A 20591-nucleotide genomic window follows, 5' to 3' on the forward strand; every position below is an offset into this window, starting at 1 on the left:
GAAAATGTCCAATCAAGACACCGACACGACGTTATCAAGCGAATACACATCCAATCTGCGCTCAACCGCAGAGTTCAGTGAGCTAAGGCGTAAGTCCAGAAGATTCACCTTCGTCGCGGGCGCCGTGGCTTGGATTTATGTCCTGCTGCTTTTCTGGGCTGTCGGCTATGCGCCGGGAGCAATGGCAGTTCCCGTCTTTGGGTCGGTTAATCTTGGGTTCCTTTTCGTTTGGTCCCAGGTCGTGGTGGCTCTGGTCATCGCGGTCATGTTCATGAGGCACACGGCTGCAAACCAGTCGCTCATCGCAAAGATGCGGGGAGAAAGCTCGGAGGGGGAGAAATGATATCGACCGTAGCGGTAACTACTCAGGCAGCGGCGTCCGGGCTGGAGAGCAATCGTCCACTGACGTTGGGACTCTTTGGCCTCATCGTCCTCATTACCTTTGGCATCACCGGGTGGGCTGCACGCCATAAAAAATCCCGGGACGAATTCTTCACTGCCGGCAGAGGATTAACCGGGCGGCAGAACGGCCTGGCCATGGCCGGAGATTCGCTGTCCGCTTCAGCCGTCCTGGGCAGTGTCGGGCTGGTCTCGCTCTTCGGATTCGACGGCTTCATGTTCGGCATCGCCAACGTCGTAGCGTTCATCCTGTTGCTGCTGCTGGCCGGGTATTTGCGCAACACCGGGCGTTTCACCGTCTCTGACGTCCTGTCCTTCCGGATGCAGGGGCGGCCGGTGCGGCTGGCCGGGGGCCTGTCTTCACTGACAATCTCCGTGTTCTACCTGATTGCGCAGATGGTCGGGGCCGGGGCTTTGCTCGGGCTGTTGATCGGCGCCGACAGTCCTGCCGTCAAGAACGCCACTATCGTAGTGGTCGGCATCCTGATGACGATTTACGCCATCTTCGGCGGGATGCGGGGAGCGACCTGGGTGCAGATCGTCAAGGCAGTGATCCTCATGGGCATGGTGCTGGTGATGGCGATACTTGTGCTGTCCCGTTTTGGCTTCAACCTGGGTGCGCTGATGACGGCGGCCGTTGGCGGAAGCGGCCACGGCAGCCAGTTCCTGGAGGCCGGCCTGCAGTACAAGAACCCGTTGGACCTGATCAGTCTCGGCGTAGGAGTAACGCTCGCGTTCATCGGTCTGCCGCACGTCTTCCAGCGGTTCTACACCGTCAGTGATGACAAGACTGCCAGAAAATCGGCTCTGTGGCTCTTCGGCATTGAGGCGGTCTTCACCCTCTCCGTGGTTCTGGTCATGGGCCTGGGCGCCGTGGCCATCGTCGGTACGCAGGCGATTGCCGCTTCGAATGGGGGCGGCAACACTGCCGCCGTGCTTCTCGCCCGGGAGTTGGGCGGCGGTGCCGGCACGATGGGCGGGGATCTCTTCATGGCGGCGTTCTCCGCCGTCGCATTCGCCACCATTCTGGCCGTTGTCGCCGGCATCATGGTCTCTGCCATCACGACGTTCTCTCACGACATCTACGGCAATGTGATCAAGCGCGGCCAGGTAACCGATGCGCAGGTAGTCCGCGTCGCACGCATCGCCGCGGGAGTGATCGGCATCGCCGCCATCATCATCAGCCTCACCGTTCAAGGGTTGAATATTGGCTTCATCGTTGGCCTCGGCATGGCGATTGCCGCCTCCGCCCACGTGCCGTCGCTGCTGCTGAACCTCTTCTGGCGCCGGTTCAACACCAGGGGAGCACTCTGGGGCATATACGGCGGACTGGGAACCGCGGTGCTGCTGGTTGTTTCCTCTCCGACCGTTTCTGGAGCCGCGAATTCGCTGTTCCCCTCGGTCGACTTCAGTTGGTTCCCCTTGACCAATCCGGGACTGGTGTCCGTACCGGCGGGCTTTATCTTCGCAGTCATCGGCGCCCTGTCAAAGCGTGATGCTGCCGCCGAGGAAGGCTATGACGAACTCGAGTTGCGGGCCCTCAGCGGCGCTCGGGCCCAGTAAATCAGCCCAAATTTTGAAAGTCGTTTTACGAGAATATGCAAGATAGGAAGTCAAAGGACATGACGATGGAATTCGCACCCGACCTCATTCTGACCAACGGAAACGTTGTGACCGTCGATAAGGAGTTCTCTACCGCCGAGGCAGTGGCGGTATTTGACGGAAAGATCGTTGCCATCGGAGGCACCGATGAAGTCTCTGCCCTCTCCGGCAAGCGCACGAAGCGCGTCGACTTGCGTGGCAAGACCTTGGTACCGGGACAGATGGACAACCATGTGCACTTCTCGCTGGCCGGGATGGATGCCCTGGACGGGGAGGCCAAGGTTAATATCGCGGCCCTCCAGTCGATTGACGAAATCCTCCGAGCTATTAAGGAGCGAGTGGATGTAACACCTGCGGGTGAATGGATCGGCACCTCATGCATGTACCGGGGTGCTCTTAAGGACGGACGCTTCCCCAACCGGCACGACCTCGACAAGGTGGCGCCGGAGCATCCGGTGTATATCTTCCAGTCCGGCAAGAACGTCATCTGCAACACCTATGCCCTTCGCATGGCGGGCATCACGCGCGATACCCCGCAGCCCGTGGAGCCCGAAGGTTGGATCGTCCGCGACGACGACGGCGAGCCCACGGGTCACCTCATAGCCGGCGCCGGCGATATGGCGCGCAAGGCCTGGTGGCGGGCCGCCAACCAACCCATCAAGAAATGGGACTTCCTGTACTTCGACCAGGAGACCCAGATCAAGGCGTTGATGGCCCAGCAGGAGATCTACCACGCCTGCGGCGTAGTTGGGGTACGTGACATGGGCACCTCCATAGACGAACTCGATTCGTTGACCGAAGCTCACCGCCGCGGTCTGCTCAAGACGCGGACCGACGTGCTGCTTGGCCTCCCCGCCCGCTATATGTCGGAGGAGGAAGTGCTCAACTCCTTGGACTCGTACTTCGGTCCGAAGCAGCACTTGGGTGATTCGATGCTGCGCCTGAACGGCATCAAGCTCGTCGTCGTCAATGACGGATGGTGGGCCTACACCAAGGAAAAGCTGAAGTTCCTCATCGACGAGTACAACCGCCGCAACTGGAACATGGCAATCCACATCAATACCGGCGGCTCCGATGATTCGACGGAAACGGTCCTGAACGCCTTGGAAGAAGCAGCGCTGGACAACCCGGTCCTGGGCAGGCGCATCACCTTCGAGCACGGATTCGGGCTGCAACGACCGGAGCACTACGAACGTGCGCGCAAGCTCGGAGCCATCATTGCTTCGAACTCCCTCCTGGCCTATTACGCTTCGGCCCGGTCGATGCGGATGAACCAGATTATGGAACAAGTCCGGATCGCCAAGATGTCCGATTCCGATCCCTGGCGCCGTACCGTCCGGGACTGGGGGATGCCCATCAAGTCCTGGATCGACAACGGTCTGGTCGTAACCGGTGGCTCGGACAACCCGGCAGTCGTCTACGACCCCGACCGTCCGTTCCTCAGCCAGTACTCGGCGTTGACCGGTGACACCATGGCCGGTGTCCTGCTGCCCGGTGAGCAGATCAGCCGTGAGGACATGCTGCGCATGTACACGATCAATAATGCCTACGCCTGCTGGCAGGAAGACACCCGCGGTTCCATTGAAGTCGGAAAGCTGGCAGATTTCGCCATTCTCGACCGCGACATCCTCACCTGTGCCGACCAAGAGGTCGCCGAACTCAAGGTCCTACAGACCTACGTTGGCGGTGAGTTGGTCCATGAGCGCTGAGGCGAACATGATTAAGCAGCACCTCGGCCAGAGAATATCCCAGGGCCACGAGACCGCCGTCGCACTCAGCCACCGCATCCACGCCAACCCAGAAATTGGCTTCGAGGAAGAGAAGGCCAGCAGGTGGCTCGGCGAGGCACTGGCCGGCGCCGGATATACGGTCGAGGCCGGAATTTGCGGGCTGCCCACTGCCTTCCGTGCTTCGATTGGATCCGGCGACCTCAACATCGCTTTATTGGCGGAGTACGACGCCCTCCCTGGTGTTGGCCACGCCTGCGGCCACAACCTGATCGCCGCTACTGCCTTTGCTGCTGCGGCAGCCTTGGCACCACTTGCCGATGAGTTAGGGGTGACGCTGACGGTACTGGGCACGCCGGCGGAGGAAAAACTCGCTGCCGGGGGCAAGCTGCTCATGCTGGAGCGAGGCGGATTCGACGGTGTTCACGCCGCCTTGATGGTCCATCCCACACCCTTTGAAGCGGCCATGCCTCAAATGATCGCCGCCAGCAGCATGCTCGTTGAGATGAGGGGGCGACCGGCGCACGCGTCGGCTGCCCCGGAGCAGGGACGAAACGCTGCCGATGCTTTGAACATTGCCCAAGTCGCCCTCGGGCTCCTGCGGCAGCATATGGACAAGGACGCGCGGGTCAGCGGGTACACCACTCACGGCGGGGATGCACCCAATATCATCCCGGCCCACACGTCGGCCGAGTATGTTCTGCGGGCGGCGAACGTGGCCCAGTTGTCGGAACTGGAAGCAAGGGTCGCTGCCTGCTTCGAAGGAGGCGCCCACGCCGCCGGCTGCACCCACCGGTTCACAGGCGGAGATCGCCATTATGCAGAACTGAAGTCGGACCCGGAGTTGTCCAAGCTCTACCGCGAGAACGCCGAGGCGCTGGGAAGGGACTTCACCCCGGATCCCAACATGAACGGGTTCCTGGCTTCCAGCGACGTCGGCAACGTCTCGCAGGTGATGCCGACGATCCAGCCATTCATCGGGCTGGGCACATGGCCCATCGTCAACCACCAGCCCGAGTTCGCTGCGGCTTGTGCCACGCCAGTGGCCGACAGTTCGCTAGCGGACGGCGCCCAGTCGCTTGCAGCGACCATCGTCGACGCGGCTACCCGCCAGAACGTGCGGGGAACCCTCCTCGGGGCGCTGGCGGGACAGGCTGAACTGGCGGAAGGAAGGTAGCAAAAATGAAGGCAACTACTCCCGTGACGGTGATTACCGGCTTTTTGGGCAGCGGCAAGACGACGCTGATGAATCACGTACTGGGGCAGCAGGAAGGGCTCCGAATTGGCATCGTGGTTAACGAGTTCGGGGAACTGGGCATTGACGGCGCCCTGATTTCCCAAGCGGAGGGAATGGATATCGTCGAGTTGGCGAACGGTTGCGTTTGCTGTGCAAGCCGCGGCGACCTGGAAGCGGCCTTAAGCGCGCTGGCCTCCGGGGGAGCGCAGTTCGACCACATCCTGCTGGAAAGCAGCGGACTCGCCGACCCTGGTCCGGTAATGGAGAGGCTGGCGAGCCCGCCGCTGTCGGATGGTTTGCATCTGCACCAAACGATCACCGTGGTGGACGCCGCAAACTTTGATAAGAATCTCGAGTTTGCAGAGGCGGCCTATAACCAAATCACGCATGCCGACATTCTGTTGCTAAGCAAGACTGATTTGGTCAGCAACGAAGTTGTCGAACAGATCTGCACCGGGTTGCAGCTGCTCAACTCCTCGGCCGAGGTCCTCACCACAGGGTGGGCCTCCCTCGACGTGGCATCTTTGATCACTGGGTCGCCCTCTTCCAAGCCGGAGGGCCGCAAGGCGAAAAGTTCTCATCCCGGACCGGCACATGCCAAACATGCGCCGTCCCTGACCAGCGTCAGCATTCCGTTGGAAGCGCCGCTCGACGAAGCGAAACTGGTTTCCTGGTTGGAGGGCTTGCCGGACAGTGTGGTGCGGGCAAAGGGCATCGTGCAAATCTCCGGGGCGGCGGGAATCAGGACGTCAGCAGTCCACGTCGTCTCGGGTTCTGTCGCCTGGGAAGACGTTGCCCAGGACAGCGCTAAAGGCAGGCGCGGAATGGTGGTCATCGGCCACAACCTTGATGAGGACATCCTGCGGCGCAGCTTTAACAACTGCCTTTCACAGCCGGACCAATCCGCCGCGTGACTGGCAATTGGGAGTGGCTGAGGACGGTGCGGCGGGAACACAAGGAGGAAACATCCATGTCGACGGTGGGAACCCCGACAAGGCACGTTGACTGGACCGCGCTGACCAGCGGATCGGCAAAGTATGCCGCCGACATCGTCCTGCCGGGCGAATTGGTTGCCGGGGTGTTGCGCAGCCCCCACCCACATGCCCGCATTCTGGGAATCGATGTTTCCGGCGCCCGGAAACTTCCAGGTATTCACGCGGTGTTGACTGCCGGGGACGTGACGGACAACTTCTATCTGGACTACCGGGCGGTGGATAGTGACCGGCGAATTTTAGCTGCGGATAAGGTCCGGTACGTGGGGGAGCCCGTCGCATTGGTCGCAGCCGAAACCGCTGATCAGGCTGAGCGGGCTCTGGAAGCCATCCGCGTCCAGTACAAACGCCTCCCCGTCCTCGACACGGTCAGCAAAGCGGCAACATCAGGGGCCCCTGCGATCCACGCAGGGGCGAAAAACGGGAACGTGGCACACACCGTCAGCCGCCGGTACGCTTCACCGACAGCTCTGCAGGTTCCGACGGAGCACACCGTCCGGTCACGGTACTTGTCGACACGACAGACACACGCCACGATGGAACCGCATACCGTGATAGCGCATTGGCAGGCAGAAGAGAACTGCCTCCACGTGTGGGCCCCTTCGCAGAACCCGCGGCTGATACACCGCGACCTTGCCCAGCTATTCGACCTGGCTCCGGAGGCAGTACGGATGCACGAGCTGACGGTGGGCGGAGACTTCGGCGGACGTACCCAAACCTCCAGCACCGAAGGGCTCGTGTGTGCGCTCAGCCTGGCCACCGGACGTCCGGTCAAACTGAAACAGTCCCGATCGGAAGAGTTTGCCTTCACGAAGTGGCGTCTCAGCTGGGATACCTCCTTGGTGCTCGGCTGCGACAGCGAGGGCAACGTCACTGGGCTCAGTGCCGCGTTCGACGTCGACAACGGAGCTTACAACCAAGCCGGTCCCGGCGAAATGGACTACGGATCGATTGCGCTCGGCTCCACTTACCGCTGGGACACTTACAGCGGCGACGGCCGATGCGTTTACACCAACAAGCCGTCGCCTTCCTCGTTCCGCGGTGCTGGGGGCTATGCGGTCACTTGGTCCCTTGAATGCGCCATTGATGAACTTGCCGAAAAGGCCGGCATCGACCCCATTGACTTCCGCCTGCAAAACGCTGTGTCCGAGCCGGCAGAGAAGTCGATTACTGGCTGGGAAATCAAATCCAGCGGGCTCAAAGAATGCTTGCGGGCTGTCCGGCAGGAAATCGATTGGGACCGTAAACGGGCCCAGGGAGGCAACGGGCGAGGCGTCGGCGTCGCCTGCGCAATGCATGTCACCGGGCTCTCACGCGAGAACATGCTGACCTCAGCGGCCGCTGCGGACGTCTTTCCTGACGGACGGGTGAGGATCCGCTCAGGATGCGGTGATGCAGGTACCGGACAAAAGACACTACTCTGCCAAGCGATGGCCGAAGTTCTGGGCATCGAATTGGAGAACGTCTCGATACTGGCAACCGATACTGAACACACGCCCCACGATGCCGGAGCAGGGGCCTCTCGCGGCAGCTTCGTTTCAGTTAGCAGCGTTAAAAAACTGGCCGAAGAAGTCCGGGAAATCCTCGTGACGGCGGCCGCACAAAAGTTCCACGCCAGTCCGGAGGACATCCACTGGGACGAAGGCCAAGCCGTATACTCCGGGGACGCAATCGACATCGGCACTTTGGCGGGGCTCGCGGCACCCGGCGACGAATGCTTAACCGTCGAGTCGGAGTTCCGGGGATTGGCCCGGCCTGCCGACCCCAACGGGTATGAGGATATTGCGCCGACGTATTCGTTTGCTGCCCATGCCGTGGAGGTGGAAGTCGACCAGAACACCGGAGCAGTTCGGGTCATCCAGGTCGTAGCAGCCCACGACTCCGGAACGATCCTCAATCCCAACACTGCCCGCGGGCAAGTCGAAGGCGGGGTCGTCATGGGCATCGGAGCGGTACTCGGGGAATCACTAATCTTTGAGGAGGGCCGGGTCGTCAATCCCAGCTATGCCGATTACGTGGTGCCTCGGGCCTCGGACGCCCCCGGTATCCATACCGTGTTCATTGAGACAGCCGATAAGGCCGGCCCTTTCGGGGCCAAGGGGCTCGGCGAAATCCCGCTGATGGCCATCGGTCCGGCCGTGACCAACGCTATTCACCACGCCACAGGGCTACGGCTGCGACAGGCACCGCATACCCCCGACGTCGTCATCAAAGCCCTGCGGGAGCGCGACGGCCTGAAGCAGCGGGCGGGTGCGTTGGGAACTGACATTCACAGGTGGTGGGTGGAAGCGATTCGGCGTGCCTACCCGCTGGGTCTTCACAAGGTGCTGAAACACTTGGGGCCGGTCGTTCAGCCCACGCCGGTGGCTGGCCGCGTCCGTGATCTGGTCAGGCCGGAGTCACACGCGGAAATCCTCACCGAGCTCGCGGCCGGGAACGACAGGATGCCGCTTGCCGGTGGAACCGATATCTTGGCGTTGGAAGGCCAGCGCCTCCCGATCAAGCCTGTATTGGTGGACCTGACGTTGAACCGGCAGCTGACCGGAGTCACCACCACCAGCGATGGCACAGTGCATATCGGAGCTGCCGTTACGCTGGCCGAACTGGCACAGAATCCGGCGGTGGGCCCGGCCCTACGGCAAACCGCGCACGAAATCGCGACGCCGCAAATCCGCCAAGTCGGCACCGTGGCCGGCAATCTCTGCCAGGCCAAACGCTGCTGGTTTTACCGTAACGGCTTCGACTGCTACAAACGCGGCGGCGCTACCCGTCCCTGCTACGCGGTGCTCGGCGACCACCGCTTCCACCACGCGGTCAAAGATGGACACCGCTGTCAAGCGGTCACTCCCTCGGACCTGGCCACTACGTTGATTGCGCTGGACGCCGTGCTGGAAGTTGACCGCAGGGGCGGGAAGCGCAACGTGCAGGCGGTCGATCTGTATCGTGGCCCCGGTGAGGTGACGCTGCGGGACGATGAAATCATCACCAAGATCTCTGTACCCCCGGCTGCTCTTGCCCGGTCAACGGTTTACCGTAAGTTCTCGCTGTGGCACGGGGGTTTCGCCGTTCTTGCGGTCGCGGTATCGGCGGCCCAGCCGCTAGCGGGCGTGGGCAGCGACGTCAGAATTGTGCTTGGCGGTGTTTCGCCCTGCCCTCGGCGGGAACAGGCCCTCGAGCGAATGCTCGAAGGCACGGCATTTACTCCTAAAGCGGTGGAACGCTGTGTTGCCGCGTGGCTCGAGTCGACGAACCCGCTCCGGGACAACCACTGGAAGGCATTTGCCGCGGGGAACGTGCTGCGGGCCGCCCTCAATGAACTGTTCGAGGTGAAAGTCCCATGAGAAAACTGTTGTCAGTCAACGGCGAGCACCACGAAGTGGAAATTGATTCAGTCGAGCGGCTGCTGACGGTGTTGCGGGATCGGCTCCGCTTAACCGGAACGAAGGAGGCCTGCGGGGTTGGTGAATGCGGGGCCTGCACTGTTTTGGTCGGCGGAAGCACACAGCAGGCCTGCATCACCTTGGCTGCCCGAGTAGATGAAGACATCCTGACCATAGAAGGCCTTCGGGAGAGCGGGGCAGGCCTGGACGCTCTGTTCGCCGAACACGGTGGTTTCCAGTGCGGGTTCTGCACCCCGGGCCAAATGCTCAGCAGCCATGCCCTGTTGCGGAGGATTGCTGAAACCGGTACAGATCTGACCGACGAGGAGGTCAGAAAGGAAATGGCCGGAAACGTCTGCCGGTGCACGGGGTACGCCGGCATCATCCGGGCCATCCGTGCCGGCTTGGAGGGCTCCGCCACGGATCCTGGGGAGCGCATCCAGCGACTTCCCGCCGACGAAAAGGATCAGGTAGATCATCAGCACGGAACCCGGCCTTCCCCCAGCGGCCGAGTATAGCTCGATAGGAATTGCGAAGGTCGGCAACGTGCGCCATCGAAAATTTTTGGATGCGGCACCTCATGGTTCCGTCCGTTGCCGCACAAGGAGCAGCACGTGGACAGCCATATAGAGGATTACCTTAGGTGGTGGAATAACGGGGAGTCTTTCGCGCTGGCCACCATCGTCGGCGGGCAGGGGTCCGCCCCAATGCCGCTCGGCACCGCTATGGGCATTGGACCGGCCGGGCCAGAGGCGATTGCAGAGTGCAGTTCACGTGCCGTCATCGGGTCACTCTCCGGAGGATGCATCGAAGCGTCCGTTTATGCTGTGGCGGAGGAGCTCTTCAATTCCAGTGTGCATTGTGCCGTGGAACACTTCGGGTACGCGGATGAAACCGCCTTTGCCGCCGGGCTGACTTGTGGCGGAAGGCTGGACGTTTTCACAGAACTGGTTACCAGAAAGTCCTTCCCGGAATTCGGCCGGTTAGCCGCAGCGATCAGGAACCAGGAAACCGTGGCCCTGGCGACAATCATCGATGGTCCCACCGACAAACTAGGCAGACACTTGCTGATTTTCCGGGATCATTTCGAGGGGAGCCTTGGATCCGATGTGCTCAGCAGTGCCGTCTTCACCCAAGGCGTCGCCTTCCTTGGGGCAGGGGATGCCGGAAGCCTGGTCTACAAGCCTGAGGGACAACAGCCGGACGGCAGCCTGCGCGTTTTCATTCGCGCCTTCAAGCGGGCGCCGCGGATGCTGGTCTTCGGTGCGATTGATTTCGCCGCGGCCTTAGCCGACGCGGGGAAACTGCTCGGCTATCACGTCACCGTGTGTGACGCTCGTCCGATCTTCGCCACAGCTCGCCGCTTTCCCCAAGCCGATGAGGTCGTGTGCAAATGGCCCCATAAGCACCTGCAGGACGAATCCGACAAAGGAGCCATCGACGCCAGCACGGTGATCTGTGTGCTGACGCACGACCCGAAATTCGATATCCCCTTGTTACAGCTGGCCCTGCAACTCCCGGTTTCCTACGTAGGAGCTATGGCCTCGCGAAAAACTCACGACGAACGGCTCCACCTGCTCCGGCAAGCGGGGGTGAGCGAGTCCGATATCGCCCGCCTGAGATCACCGATCGGATTGGACCTCGGCGCCCGAAGCCCGCACGAAACCGCCATCTCTATAGTTTCCGAGATCATCGCGAACAAGTACGGCAGACCCGGCGGGCCACTGACAGAATCCCGAGGGCCAATACACCGTCAGAGGCTCTAGGCCAACTAGCGAACCGATGAGTACGGCGGCAGCGTGGAGAACCGCCTGCGCTTCCCGCTCGAAGTCTTCGAGGCCGTCCGGGCAGCCTGGCCCCGACAAGCCGCTGACGGGGACCGGCAGATGCTCGGCCCCCGCCGTTGCAGCAAGCTGAAAACATGAGGGGTGCCGCCCCGGTGGGACGGCACCCCTTATGGCTGTCCGCAGGTTAGGCGGCGGGCTCTTCGACGACGGGCTCTTCGATGATCGGGTCTTCAACAACCGGCTGTGCGGCGGCGAGCTGCGCCTCGTAAGCGTCGGCAACCGCCTGGTAGGCAGTGCGGGCTTCGTTGACGAGCACTCGGTTCTTGACGCGGAGGTCCTTCAGAGCAGCGGTCTGGGCTGCGCGCAGGTTCTTTACCTGCAGCTGTGCGGCCTTCACTGCCTTGCCCTTGGCGAGCTTCGCCTTCTTGGACACGGCCTTCAGCTCGGCGGCTGCGGTGGCGCGGGCCTGCTGTTCGGTGGTGCGGGCCTTATTCTGGGCTGCCTTGAAGGCGGCCTTGGCGGCTTTGACGTCGGCCTCGGTCACGGCCGGCTCGGCGCTGACGGGTGCGGTGATGACCGGTTCGGTGACGGGCTCAAGGCTAGCGGCGGATGCGGCGGTGGCGCTTCCGCCGGCCAGGAGGGCGGCTGCGAGGAAGCCGGCGGCGATCTTGCGGATTGCAGTCATGTGTACTCCGTGTTCGGATGAGGTGGCCGGGCCCAGTGCCCGCCACCCTTCGAAACTAACGAGTCCGACCGCCGCAAAGGCCCTCCTTGCGGCTAACCTGCCGAAACGTTGTTGCAGCTTTCCGAAACCTGCGTTTTTAGTGGGACGAGACGTGTCTGAAGTGACTGAAAGCTGCCCCTAGGCAGGAGGCGGGCACCGCCGTCGTGATGGGTTTCCGGGCCGAAATAACCGCGGCCACGGCTAACCAAATCCTGGCTGCCACGGTGGACCTTTTCACGGAGGAAAGCCTGGCCGCGGTGACGCTCGGCAAGGTGGCCGATTGCTGAGACGACGGTCCAGACGATCATTCGCCGCTTCGGCGAGAGGGACGGCCTGCAGGCCGCCGCAGCGGAGCGGCCAGCTGCCGGTGTGGTCCACGCCCGGCGGCGGCAGAACCGGGCGACGTGAGCGCCGCCGCCGCCAATCTTGTGGAGCACAATGCTCGGGCTGGCCAAATAGCATTGGAATGCTCATTGAGAAGATGGCACGGAATTCGCACTTGTGGTGACGACGCGTGCGACCGGAATGAGTATTATCCAGACTTTCCGCGGGCGCTGTGGTAATTCTGGGTCATGGCGAAACAAGGTGACCGGAAAAGGGCCGACAGCATGTACGGGCGCAGCGAAAGCGAATGGGAAGAGATGCGCGACGCTGCGGAGCGGTTCCTCGTGTCAGTTGCTGTGGGACAGGGAATGACAGACTATAGCTCCTTGAATCGTGCGATCGCCGAGGCGCCGGGACACCGGCCGTTTAATTTCGACCAGGAATCAGAGCGGGCAGCGATCGGACGGCTTCTTGGGGAGATATCAAAACAGACTAACGCAGAGCACGGGATCATGCTTTCAGCCCTCGTAACGCATCGGAATTCGAACGATGAAGGTGCAGGCTTCTACAAACTTGCAACTGAGTTGGGAAAGTTGCCAGTAAAGCCAACGAAGGACCAGAAACTAGAGGCGTTTGTACGCCTGACGAGCGAGGTGCACCGGCACTACGCTAGGCGCCGCTCGACTATCGACTGAATTGACCAGCGTCAGATGCGTTGTTCGATGGACCCCTCACGGGGGAACTTCTCCGGCTGCCGGTCCGGAAAGTCCCAATGGGTGCGGGTGGCATCGGGTCGAACTGTTCGTGGGGAGTTCGTGGGGAACTGACGGGCGGTTTGGGGTCCAGGTCGGCCCGGGTCGAGGTCGGGGAGGCAAAGAGCTTTTCGGCAGCGACTATTACCGCCGTCGCTGTTAATGCGGGGCCTGATTCTGCGCTCGCCGGTGATCGCGACTTCTTGGTTTGTGGCGGTGGCGACGAATGCTCGTTCGCGGGCCAGCGAAGCGGGGGAAAACGCGGGCGAATGACGGTGGCGCTCTCCGATAGCCGCGGTCCAAGATGCGCGGCATTAGTTGGGAGGCGGCGGCGAAATCGTCGATGCGAAGGAAGTCGCCCGGCAAGTGATCGGAGCGGCGCGACAGACGACCGCGCCTGTGTCGGGGGCTTCGCGAACATCGCTGGCCTGCAGCAGTGCCTATCTGGTCATTGACCGGTGGGATTCGGGCAGCTTCACCTTCTTCGCGCCCTTGAGTGCGCCGTCCATGGTTTCCTTCCAGACCGGGGCGGCGACTTCGGAACCGGTCAGGTCCGTGTAGGTCTTGCCGTAGGCCTTGACGCGTTTGAGCGGGTACTCCGCCCCGCCGCGCGGGTCGCCCAGCCAGACGGCGGCCGTGAGCTGCGGGGTGCCGCCCACAATCCAGTTGGCGGCGAAGTCGTTGGTTGTTCCGGTCTTGGCTCCGGCCTCCCGGTTTCCCTTGAGTTCGATGCGCGGTCCCAGGGTTCCTCTCGGGTTGAAGGGTTCCTTGAGCACGTCGGCAACGGTGTCCGCGACAGCGGGTTTGATGGCGCGGTGGCAATCCGGGTCCGGAACCGGCAACTCCTTCTTCGTGTCGGTCTTGACTGCCTTGATGATGGTGACCGGTTTGCAGACCGTCCCGTTGCTCATGAAGGCGGCGTAGGCGCTGGCCATTTGCAGCGGCGTGACTTCGTAGGCGCCGAGGGCCAGCGAACCTTCCCTGCCGCTGAGCTTGTCGGGGTTGATGGAGGTGATGCCCAGCTTGTTGGCCATCTTTGCCGCGTTGATGACGCCGACGCGCTCGACCAGCTTGATGAAGTAGATGTTCACCGAGGCCCGAATGGCCTGGTACGCGTTGATGACTCCGTAGTCGACGTTGTCGTAGTTGATGTACCCGCCCTTCGGGTTGTCCAGTTTCGGTGAGCGGTAGGGGCCGTCGGCCCGAAACTTTTGGGAGGTGGGGATGCCCTGCGAGAGCGCCGTCGCGAGCACGATCGGCTTCATGGCCGACCCAACCTGGAAGGCATGCCGGACGTAGACAACCTGGGTCTTGCCTTTGCCCTTGCCCCAGGCGCGGTTCTGCGCGATGGCGGCCACGTGGCCGGTTCCCGGTCGGACGACGGCGGTCCCCAGTGCCGCGCGGTTGTTGTTGCCCAGCGCCCTCTCCACGGCTTTTTGTGCTGCGTCGGCAGCCTTCCGGTCCAACGCGGTGGTCAAGGTCAGGCCGCCCACGTTGAAGCGCTGCTCTCGGATTTCCGGGGTCTTGCCGAAGGCCGGGTTGGACAGGAGTTCTTCGCGGGCGGCCTCGCAGTAGAACGGATACTTGGACCCGCCGCAACCGGATGGCACCTCGCCGCGCTTCACGCCCAGTGGGGCCTCGCGGGCGGCCTGCGCTTCGTCGGTCGGCAATACGCCCTGCTTTTCCAGCACATCCAGCACTGTGTTGCGCCGTTCTGTGGCGGCTTCGGGGTTGGCGAACGGGTCGAAGGCCGTGGGCGCCTTGAGCAGCCCCACCAACAGGGCCGACTGTGCATAGTCGAGTTTGGCCGCCGGCGTGCTGAAGTAGTAGCGGGCCGCGGCCTCCACGCCGTAGGCACGGTTCCCGAAATAGACGGCGTTCAGGTAGCGCGTGAGGATCTCGTCCTTGGGCAACTGCTTTTCCAAGGCGACGGCATACTTCATTTCCCGGAGCTTGGCGTTGTAGGTGTTGCCCACAGCGACCTTGTCTTCCTCTTCGTTCCGCGCGTGGTTGACCAGCAGGTTTTGGACCAACTGCTGGGTCAGGGTGGAAGCGCCCTGGACCTCGCTGTTGGTGGCGTTATGCATCAGTGCCCGGGCGATGCCCAGCGGGTCTACGCCGCCGTGTTCGTAGAAGCGGGCGTCCTCCGTGCTGATCAGTGTTTTCTTGAAGGCCTCCGACACCTGGTCCAGCTCAACATCCACGCGGTTCTCGCTGGCGAACCGGGCGAACTCCTTACCGTCCTTGTCCAGCAGGACCGTGTGCTGGGCCAACGGGCGATCCAGCGGCAGGTCGGTCGGCAGCTCTTGCCACATGTCCAGGACCGAATTGCCGACGGCGGACACGCCCACCGCCGCGGGTGCAACGATCGCCCCGGCCCCCAAGGCCGCGACGGCAACGCTCACCACCCACAAGTCGAGGCGCCGACGCCGGAGCTTTTTCTTCGGACGACGGGCAGACGCCATCAATTCGTCGAAGTCGACCTGTTGAAACCTGTTTCGTCGAAAGGGCCACATGATGCGTTGTGCGGGAAATCCACGTGACGGATGCATCCGCGCGCAGCCTCCGGGCGGGGCGTTGGGAAGCATTTCCTGACGAGGGTTTCCACACCCCTCCTTCCCCGCAGTGGAGCAGTAGAGAAAATGGTAGAAGCTCAAAACCCCCTTCGGTAGGGGCCGGCCTACCCTGTTTTGGGCAGGGGATAGGCGCCGGCATGGAGGGCTGCTGCAGGATGGGCGCGGCGCCGGATAGGGTGGCCACGAACAGCCATTTCTGACCCGAGGAGAAACATGCAACGCGACGTGCAGACTGGTTTCGCGGACCAACAGACCGGTGGGCGCCCGCCCGCGGTGGCTACCGTGCAGATCGACAACGACCGGGTAACGGTCACGGAGTGGCGGTTTCCTCCCCGCGCGGAAACCGGTTGGCACGTGCATCCCGTGGACTATGTTGTGGTCCCCATGAGCACCGGTACCCTGACCTTGGAGACCAGCGAGGGGGCGTCGGCCAGCCAGCTGACCGCCGGCGTTTCCTACACGCGCACGGCAGGCAGCGAACACAACGTTGCCAACGAGTCCGACGACGACTTTGTGTTCGTCGAGATCGAGCTCAAGTAGGCGCTTGGCAGTAGCCCGGCCGACGGTGACTCAGCCGGCGGCCACGTGCGCGTCGATGAGGATCGGGCCGCTGGCGGCGAGTGCTTTTTGGTAGGCGGCTTCGAATTCTTCGCGGGTGTTGGTGCGTTCGGCGGGGACACCGTAGCCCTCGGCGATGGAGACGAAATCGATGCCGTCGAGCTTGAGTCCGGGGACGTCGGGCACGCCCATGCGTTGGGCAAAGCCGGCGAGGGCGCCGTAGCCGGAGTTGTTCACGATGACGAACACGGTGCGCGTCTGCCGCCGGGCCGCGGTGTAGAGGGCGGTGATGCCGTAGTTGGCGGAGCCGTCGCCCACGGTCGCGACGATGGTCTTCTCTGGGGCGCCCAGGGACATGCCCACGGCTGCGGGCAGGCCGAAGCCCAGCCCGCCCGACGCCGGAAAGTGGTACATGCCCGGGCGGTCGATGGCGATGCGTTCCAGGTAGTCCAGGTCCAGGGTGGTGGTCTCGTTGACGTAGGCGACGGTGTCGTTGACGTGGGTGTTGAGGACTTCGAGGATTTCGCTGCCGGTCATGCCGTCCGGCGAGGTCTTGGCCGCCGGCAGCTCCCGGGTGCCCGGCTCACCGCGCCGATGGCCCCGGTCCCTCACCCCGGCGGCCAGCGCCTTGGCCGCGCCTGCCACGTCGGCGACGACGGACCGGCCGAACGGCGCCCGGGTCGCCTCGCGCGGGTCCTGGGTCAGTTGGATGACGCGGGTGCCGGTCTCGAGGTAGTTGCTCGGCTCCCAGCGGTGGTAGCGGAAAACGGCGGCGCCGAGGACCAGCACGACGTCGTGGCCAGCCAAGCGGTCGCGCACCGACTGGATGCCCGGGACGATCACGCCCTCGAAGTTCGGGTGGGTGGTCGGGAACGGACCCCGGGAGGGGGAGGGCGCGACGTAGACCGAGGCGCCGGTTTTCTCCGCCAGCGACACGACGGCGTCGAACACGGCCGGGTCCTCGACCGCGGCGGCGTCCACCTGCGGGCCGACGACGAATGCAAGCCTTTTCGCGCCGTCGATCGCCGCGATCACTTCCCGGGCCAGGTCCTCGGTGAGGCCGCCGGCCGTGGTGACCGAGCGGTCGGTGAGTAGGGCGTCGTCGTCGAGGGCGGACTCGGCCCAGTCATCGAGGGGGACCGAGACGTAGACCGGTCCGCGGGGCTGGGTGCAGGTTTCGAATACGGCCTGGGACAGGGCGCGCGGCACGTCGGCGGCGGCCAGCGGCTCGTGCGAGTACTTGACCAGCGGGGCCGGCAGGGCAGCGGCGTCGGCGCTGGCGAGCATCACTTCCTGGCCGACGGTGCGGCGGACCTGCTGGCCGGCGAGGATGACCATCGGGATGTGCCCGTAGTGGGCGTTGGTCAGGGCGCCCATGGCGTTGCCCGATCCGGAGGCGGCATGCAGGTTCACCAGCGCGGGCCGGCCCGTGGCACGGGCGTAGCCCTCGGCCATGCCCACGACCACCTGCTCGTGCAATCCGAGAACGAAGTCGAAATCCCCGCCAAGGCCGGCGAGGAACGGAAGCTCGTTCGACCCGGGGTTGCCGAAAATCGTGGTCATCCCGTGCGCGCGGAACAGCTCCAGCGTCGCCTCGAGAACGGTCTTCTTCTTGCCCGTCACTCCTGCTCCTCCAACTTCGCGAACCCGGCGGTCGTTACCGTGACCGGCCGTGCCGGCCCGGCGTCGTGGCCTTGGACGCAGCCTATGTGCAGCGAATCACTAAATCCAACATTCTCCGGGTTTCCCGGAAAGCCTGCTCTCGCCGTCGGCAGCGGTCATGTGCAGACAAGCGGCAACGCGACGTCCCGGACGCGATAGCGTGGACTCCTGATGGTCCGGGCGGTTCGGACCCGAAAGGAGCAGCATCGTGTCCATCGTCGTCATTAACGCGCTCAAGGTCCCCGAGGGCTCGGGTACCGAATTGGAGGCGCGCTTCGCCGCACGCAAGCACGCCGTCGACTCCGCTCCGGGGTTCGAGGGCTTCCAGCTGCTGCGTCCGGTCGCGGGCGAAGAGCGCTACTTCGTGTACACCCAGTGGGCCACCCGTGAGGACTTCGAGAACTGGCGCGACAACCGTGCGCCGCGGGATCACGGCTCGAAGACCCCCGTGGCCAGTGGGTCGGAGCTGCTCGAGTTCGAGGTTGTTGAGCTCGCCGACTGACAACAGTGGTTGGCCCGCAGCGCTCCGGGTCACAGGACTTGCGGCTGGCGCATCCGGACAAGTCCCGTGATGCCGCCGAGGACGAGGAGGCCCGCGGCCAAGGCGGCCAGCACAACGGGCGGCAAGGCCCCGTAAGCCACTCCAAAGCCGGCGGACCCCAGCGCCTGTCCGATGGCCAGTGCGATGAAGAGCCACGAAGTCCCTGCTCCGGCACTCTGAGGCCAAACGCTGCGCGCCCAGAGAATGAGCACGCCGGACAGGCTCATATAGCCGGCACCGAAAACGGCCATGCCGGCATAAGCGACCCAAGTGCTGCCGGAGGCTACCGATATTGAGACTCCTAAGCTGGCGACGGCCAGGACGCTGGCAGAAAAGCACCATGCGGCCCGCATGCCCATGCGCCTGGCCAAGGCTCCCGTGAGTACGCCGAGGACCCCGCCCAGGCCCAAGGCGATCCACAGCCATCCGGCCTGAGCGGCAGCAACGGAACCGGCTTCCGTAACCAGCAACGGTCCAAACGTCCAGATCAAGGCCGAGCCGGCTCCTGCAATGACCGCGGCCCCGGCCGGGACGAGGAGAACGTGCCCCGGTCCATGGCGACGTTCGGGGCTCGAAGCCGCTGCAGCGGCTGGGAGGCCAGAGGTACCCGGATCAGCACGAGCCCGGACGGGATACCACACCGCGACCGCCGCCGCCGCGCAGACCAGCGCCATGAGCACCCATGCCCCGGCAATCGAAGCGGCCAATGAGGCGACAATGCCGGCTCCCACCACGCCGACCGCCGTTCCCGAGTTCACCAGGGACTGTGCTGTCGCACTGGTGCGGCGTGCAACGAGCGCGTCGATAACCGGCACCAATGCGGGCGAGGCGAAGCCCCCGCCCATGCCGCCGACGAATACAGCCGCCACGAACATGCCCGGAGCTGAGGCGACAGCCACCCCCAAGCAACCGACCGCGGCAGTGCCTCCGGCGAGAAGAAGTCCGGCCCGAGGAGCGCGGTCGACGAAGCGGGCGGCCGCCACGGCGGCTATCGAATAGGAGGTGAACTGTGCAGCCGCAGCCCATCCCAGCACCTCGGTAAGTTCCGGCCGCTGTTCGGCCAAGAGCGGGGCGAAGAGGCCGACCCCGAACCGGGCCATGCCATACGTGGCCGCGATCAACAGCATTCCGGCCAGCGCCACGCCAAGGCCGGAGCCGGCTCGACGACCCACCGTGTTTCTGCCCATGGTCCGGCACCTCCCAGCACACAACGCCCGTTACACCACAGCGAGCGTTACACAGATGGTAACCGACCGTCTCGGCGCGGCTCGCGCAGGAAGCCGGCGCCCCGACCCGGACGCCGTCGCGGCCCGGTGCAACCCGCCCGGTCATAGGAGCAAGCTTCCGTTATCGTTAGGGCATGCCCGAGATGCCGGAAGTGCAGGGACTCGTCGACTTCCTGCGGCTTAAGCTCATCCCGCCCGACGCCCCGCCGGCCCAGGTGGCAAAGGTGGAGGTGCTGTCCTTCTCCGTGTTGAAAACGGCGGACGTGCCGCCGGAGACGATGGGAGCCGAGCCGGTGTCCGCGGTCTCGCGACGCGGCAAGTTCATCGTCATCACCGCCGGGCAGACGCACCTGGTGATGCACCTGGCCAAGGCCGGTTGGCTCCGCTGGTCGGATGCCCTGAAGCCCGAACCCCTGCGGCCCGGCAAGGGTCCCATTGCGCTGCGCGTGCGGTTCGTCGCGGCCGACGGCGCCGGTCAGCCCGGGTTCGACCTGACCGAAGCGGGAACCAAGAAATCACTGGCCGCCTACGTGGTCAAGGACCCGATGGAGGTGCCGGGCATCGCCCGCCTGGGACCCGACGCGCTCGACGTCGACCAAGCGGCGTTCGCGCGGATGCTCGCCTCCCACTCGGGACAGATCAAGGGCCTGCTGCGGGACCAATCGGCGATCGCGGGCATCGGGAACGCCTACAGCGACGAGATCCTGCACGCGGCGAAGCTCTCCCCGTTCGCCAACGCCTCGAAGCTGGATGCAGAGGACGTGGAGCGCCTGTTTTGGGCGATGCACCAGGTGCTCGAGTCGGCCATCGCCCACGCCTCCGGCCGTCCGGCCAGCGAGCTGAAGGATTCCAAGCGCAAGGCCATGCGCGTGCACGCCCGCACCGGCGAGCCCTGCCCGGTGTGCGGGGACACGGTCCGGGAAGTGTCCTTCGCGGATTCGTCGCTGCAGTACTGTCCCAGCTGCCAGACCGGCGGGAAGTTGCTGGCGGACCGCCGGATGTCCAAGTTCCTCAAGTGAGCTGAAAAAGCAGCGGGTGGCGGAAGCAGTGTTTGCTTCCGCCACCCGGTACTGTTTCGGCGACACCGGCGCTGACTATCTCCTC

17 protein-coding genes are annotated in these 20591 nt (G+C 63.8%); 13 read left to right on the top strand and 4 right to left on the bottom strand.

What is annotated here, in order from left to right; all coding sequences use genetic code 11:
• Positions 1-4 precede the first annotated feature (4 nt).
• The 9 genes from AC5RWG_RS11910 to AC5RWG_RS11950 all read left to right on the top strand — a co-directional run bounded on the left by AC5RWG_RS11910 (position 5) and on the right by AC5RWG_RS11950 (position 11262).
• Positions 5-343, top strand: a complete 339-nt coding sequence (locus tag AC5RWG_RS11910) for a DUF485 domain-containing protein (protein WP_494167013.1) — start codon at positions 5-7, stop codon at positions 341-343.
• Positions 340-1962: a solute symporter family protein gene (locus tag AC5RWG_RS11915; RefSeq protein WP_494110304.1), complete on the top strand. Its 1623-nt coding sequence runs from the start codon at positions 340-342 to the stop codon at positions 1960-1962. The genes AC5RWG_RS11910 and AC5RWG_RS11915 overlap by 4 nt, the downstream gene beginning before the upstream one ends.
• Positions 1963-2027: 65 nt before the next feature.
• Complete coding sequence (locus tag AC5RWG_RS11920) at positions 2028-3710, top strand: amidohydrolase (protein WP_494157432.1); 1683 nt, start codon at positions 2028-2030, stop codon at positions 3708-3710.
• Positions 3700-4905: an amidohydrolase gene (locus AC5RWG_RS11925; protein WP_494157433.1), complete on the top strand. Its 1206-nt coding sequence runs from the start codon at positions 3700-3702 to the stop codon at positions 4903-4905. Before AC5RWG_RS11920 ends, AC5RWG_RS11925 begins: the two co-directional genes overlap by 11 nt.
• Positions 4906-4910: 5 nt before the next feature.
• On the top strand, positions 4911-5879 hold the full coding sequence (locus tag AC5RWG_RS11930) for a CobW family GTP-binding protein (protein ID WP_494167014.1): 969 nt from the start codon (positions 4911-4913) through the stop codon (positions 5877-5879).
• 56 nt (positions 5880-5935) lie between these two features.
• Positions 5936-9298, top strand: a complete 3363-nt coding sequence (locus AC5RWG_RS11935) for a molybdopterin cofactor-binding domain-containing protein (protein WP_494167015.1) — start codon at positions 5936-5938, stop codon at positions 9296-9298.
• Positions 9295-9855 carry a (2Fe-2S)-binding protein gene (locus AC5RWG_RS11940; protein ID WP_494167016.1) on the top strand — a complete coding sequence of 187 codons (561 nt, stop codon included), beginning with the start codon at positions 9295-9297 and terminating at the stop codon, positions 9853-9855. Before AC5RWG_RS11935 ends, AC5RWG_RS11940 begins: the two co-directional genes overlap by 4 nt.
• Positions 9856-9951: 96 nt before the next feature.
• The gene (locus AC5RWG_RS11945) at positions 9952-11103 is read left to right on the top strand and encodes an XdhC family protein (RefSeq protein WP_494157437.1); all 1152 of its coding nucleotides are present in this window, start codon (positions 9952-9954) and stop codon (positions 11101-11103) included.
• Between the two features lie 33 nt (positions 11104-11136).
• Complete coding sequence (locus tag AC5RWG_RS11950; RefSeq protein ID WP_494167017.1) at positions 11137-11262, top strand: hypothetical protein; 126 nt, start codon at positions 11137-11139, stop codon at positions 11260-11262.
• Positions 11263-11308: 46 nt separating this feature from the next.
• Here the strand turns inward: AC5RWG_RS11950 and AC5RWG_RS11955 are convergent, their stop codons facing one another.
• Positions 11309-11809 carry a hypothetical protein gene (locus tag AC5RWG_RS11955; protein WP_494167018.1) on the bottom strand — a complete coding sequence of 167 codons (501 nt, stop codon included), beginning with the start codon at positions 11807-11809 and terminating at the stop codon, positions 11309-11311.
• 611 nt (positions 11810-12420) lie between these two features.
• On the opposite strand from AC5RWG_RS11955, the gene AC5RWG_RS11960 reads away from it, so the two are divergent.
• Positions 12421-12867 (top strand): hypothetical protein, encoded by a 447-nt coding sequence (locus AC5RWG_RS11960; RefSeq protein ID WP_494167019.1) that lies wholly within the window; start codon positions 12421-12423, stop codon positions 12865-12867.
• A gap of 497 nt (positions 12868-13364) precedes the next feature.
• On the opposite strand, the gene AC5RWG_RS11965 is transcribed toward AC5RWG_RS11960, so the two are convergent.
• Positions 13365-15329, bottom strand: a complete 1965-nt coding sequence (locus AC5RWG_RS11965; RefSeq protein ID WP_494167020.1) for a transglycosylase domain-containing protein — start codon at positions 15327-15329, stop codon at positions 13365-13367.
• Between the two features lie 384 nt (positions 15330-15713).
• On the opposite strand from AC5RWG_RS11965, the gene AC5RWG_RS11970 reads away from it, so the two are divergent.
• The gene (locus AC5RWG_RS11970) at positions 15714-16040 is read left to right on the top strand and encodes a cupin domain-containing protein (protein ID WP_494167021.1); all 327 of its coding nucleotides are present in this window, start codon (positions 15714-15716) and stop codon (positions 16038-16040) included.
• Between the two features lie 30 nt (positions 16041-16070).
• Here AC5RWG_RS11970 and mdlC read toward each other — a convergent pair whose 3' ends face one another.
• Complete coding sequence (gene mdlC / locus AC5RWG_RS11975) at positions 16071-17681, bottom strand: benzoylformate decarboxylase (protein ID WP_494167022.1); 1611 nt, start codon at positions 17679-17681, stop codon at positions 16071-16073.
• A 247-nt stretch (positions 17682-17928) separates the two neighbouring features.
• On the opposite strand from mdlC, the gene AC5RWG_RS11980 reads away from it, so the two are divergent.
• Positions 17929-18222 (top strand): antibiotic biosynthesis monooxygenase family protein, encoded by a 294-nt coding sequence (locus tag AC5RWG_RS11980; protein WP_494013174.1) that lies wholly within the window; start codon positions 17929-17931, stop codon positions 18220-18222.
• A 29-nt stretch (positions 18223-18251) separates the two neighbouring features.
• Here AC5RWG_RS11980 and AC5RWG_RS11985 read toward each other — a convergent pair whose 3' ends face one another.
• A complete protein-coding gene (locus AC5RWG_RS11985) occupies positions 18252-19448 on the bottom strand; it encodes an MFS transporter (RefSeq protein WP_494167023.1) in 1197 nt (398 codons plus the stop codon).
• 173 nt (positions 19449-19621) lie between these two features.
• On the opposite strand from AC5RWG_RS11985, the gene AC5RWG_RS11990 reads away from it, so the two are divergent.
• Positions 19622-20506 carry a DNA-formamidopyrimidine glycosylase family protein gene (locus AC5RWG_RS11990; RefSeq protein ID WP_494167024.1) on the top strand — a complete coding sequence of 295 codons (885 nt, stop codon included), beginning with the start codon at positions 19622-19624 and terminating at the stop codon, positions 20504-20506.
• The last annotated feature ends 85 nt before the right edge of the window (positions 20507-20591 follow it).

This window comes from Arthrobacter sp. Y3221160, assembly GCF_059092585.1.